Source organism: Absicoccus sp., assembly GCF_034090965.1.
In the GTDB taxonomy this organism is placed as follows: domain Bacteria; phylum Bacillota_I; class Bacilli_A; order Erysipelotrichales; family Erysipelotrichaceae; genus Absicoccus; species Absicoccus intestinalis.
The window spans coordinates 1-2697 of sequence record NZ_JAXDRQ010000065.1 but is presented as its reverse complement, the minus strand read 5'-3'; the positions used below and the strand labels follow the sequence as shown (position 1 = coordinate 2697).

Annotated in this window: 3 protein-coding genes; 1 reads left to right on the top strand and 2 read right to left on the bottom strand. The window is 39.4% G+C overall.

The features are described from left to right. Positions 1-76: 76 nt before the first annotated feature. Together SOS22_RS09765 and nagB are read right to left on the bottom strand one after the other, a co-directional pair. Positions 77-634: a histidine phosphatase family protein gene (locus SOS22_RS09765; protein WP_320597056.1), complete on the bottom strand. Its 558-nt coding sequence runs from the start codon at positions 632-634 to the stop codon at positions 77-79. A 73-nt stretch (positions 635-707) separates the two neighbouring features. Then, positions 708-1430 carry a glucosamine-6-phosphate deaminase gene (nagB, locus tag SOS22_RS09760; RefSeq protein ID WP_320325507.1) on the bottom strand — a complete coding sequence of 241 codons (723 nt, stop codon included), beginning with the start codon at positions 1428-1430 and terminating at the stop codon, positions 708-710. A gap of 114 nt (positions 1431-1544) precedes the next feature. Here nagB and SOS22_RS09755 point away from each other — a divergent pair, with 114 nt between their 5' ends. Beyond that, the gene (locus tag SOS22_RS09755) at positions 1545-2612 is read left to right on the top strand and encodes an MATE family efflux transporter (protein ID WP_320597055.1); all 1068 of its coding nucleotides are present in this window, start codon (positions 1545-1547) and stop codon (positions 2610-2612) included. The last annotated feature ends 85 nt before the right edge of the window (positions 2613-2697 follow it).

Genomic DNA, 2697 nt, shown 5'->3' with positions numbered 1-2697 from the left:
CAGTTTTCAAAGATCGTCACGCTTTCGCGTGCTCAGTTATATTATCAAATCTATCTGCCTTATGCAACCCCTTTTTTTATCTTTTTTGCATTTTTTTAATTTCAAACGATTTCACCTCACAATTTTTGACAAAATAAGAAGCAAACGCATCATTATCCAAGTCTTCAAAATAACTAGCAATCATCCGACAAATCCCACCATGACACGACAACAAGATCACATCTTGATCGTTTGAAGTTGCGATCAATTCATCCAGAAAAGGATATACACGAGCCGCGACATCCAAAAAGGATTCCCCATTCTTAAATCGTTTAAAATACTGATGTTTTTCAATTTGGTACTGTTCATCATTTCGCAAGACACCTTCAAAGATCCCAAAATCCTGTTCTCGTAAAGCGGGTGTATATTGAATCGGTATTTCATTTTCTAATTCCTGGGCAATGATCTGACTGGTTTGTCGAGCCCGAAGAAGGGGTGAACTATATAGTTTATTGATACCCAATCCACATAACTGTTTTCCCATTCTTTTAGCTTGTTCCTTTCCTCTTTCATTTAAAGGATTATCTGTCGAACCTTGTGCTAAGTTTTTATCATTCCAATCGGTCGTGCCATGCCGAATCACTAAAATTTTCATTGTATATCCTCGCTTTTCTTTATTATACAAAAAAGGCCGAAGGATGTCCTTCGACCTAGAGAGGGGGAAAAAACTATTTCGATAATTTAGAAGCCGCTGCTTTATCTAAAACAACCACAACATCTGGGTGTTTCTGTAATAAAGAAGCTGGAACTTGTTCCGTAACCGGACCTTCTACCATGGCCTTTACCGCATCGGCTTTGGCTTCTCCATCGGCAACCAATAAGATCTTTTTGGAACGCATGATCGAACCTAGACCCATTGACATGGCTTGATGTGGTACTTTATTGATGTCATTATCAAAGAAACGACTATTGGCTTCCAGCGTGCTTTGAGTCAAATCAACAATATGGGTAGGGGCATCAAACGATGTACCTGGTTCATTGAAGCCAATATGGCCATTTCGTCCAATTCCAAGTAGCTGCAAATCAATCGTGACCTTTTTCAATTCGGCTTCATAAGCATCCGCATCGGCTTGTGTACTACCTTCTGGTAAATGGGTATTTTCCGGTTTGATGTTGACATGATCAAATAAATGTTTATGCATAAATGAATAATAGGATTCTGGATGATTGCGATCGATGCCTACATATTCATCCAAGTTATAAGAAGTGATATTTTCATAACTTGTACCATTTTCTTCATGGTCTTTGACCATTTCTTTATATAAACCTTCAGGACTTGATCCCGTTGCCAAACCCAATACAGCATGTGGATTCTTCGTGATCACATCTTTCATGACTTCATATGCTTTTTTTGATTCTTCTTCGTAATTTTCACAAACAATAACTTTCATAATTGATATCTCCTTCGACAATTCATATATACCACTTTTATATACCAGTTTCAACCACTTTATAAAAAAAAAGGAAGTGATAGAATAAGGCACGTAAGAAAGAGAACTATGATCATGGAAAATAAACACGCTATTAATATGTTGGAAGGCAGCATTTATAAAAACTTATGTATTATTGCGATTCCTATTGCGCTTTCCAACATCCTCCAACAACTATTCAATGCTTCCGATACCGCGGTTGTCGGCCATTTTGCTTCCAGTCAAGCCATGGCCGCCGTTGGCTCCAATGCCCCTGTGATCAATATGATCGTGACCTTTTTTACAGGCCTATCCATTGGTGCCAATGTCATTATCGCGCGTTGTATTGGTGCTAAAGAAGAAGATCAAGCCAATGAAGTGCTCCACACCAGTTTTGTCCTCGCCATTATTAGTGGTTTTTTGATGTTGATCATTGGCCAGATCATTGCCAAACCCGTCTTACATATATTAAATACACCAACCGATGTGATTGATATGGCCACGCTCTATTTACGCATCTATTTTTGTGGAATGCCCTTTTTAATGATCTATGATTTTGGATCGGCTGTTTTACGATCGATTGGCGACACCAAACGACCCTTATTTTTTCTTATCATTGCAGGAATTGTCAACGTCTGCTTAAATTTGGTCTTTGTCCTTGGCTTTCATCGCAATGCCGATGGAGTGGCCTTGGCCACGACCCTTGCCAATGGTCTCAGTAGCTTTCTGATTTTCCACACCTTGATCCATGAACAAGGCATGCTTCATTTAGACATTCATAAGTTGGGAATCCAAAAAGAACATCTTCGTGCCATTCTTTGGATTGGTCTACCAGCCGGACTCCAAGGTTTGATTTTTTCGATATCGAATGTCGTTATTCAAGCCGCTGTGAATCACTTTGGATCGGCTTGCGTTGCGGGAAATGCGGCCGCCTTAAATTTTGAATATATTTGTTACTTCATCGTCTATGGCTTCACCCAAGCCACCATGACTTTTATTTCACAAAACTATGCCGCCAAAAACTATGCACGCTGTCGAAAAACCACACGTACTTCCTGGCTTTGTGCCTTTGGCTTTACCGCCCTGATTTCGATTACTTTTTTTCTTTTGATGAATTGTCAAATTAAGTGCAACACGATGTATGTGAGTCTGTTTCGTTCATAACTTCATTTGGTGTCTTATAGCCAAGGCACTTTCGTGGCCGATTATTCATCAGTTCAAGATTATGCTTTAGCTCATCTTCATCGAC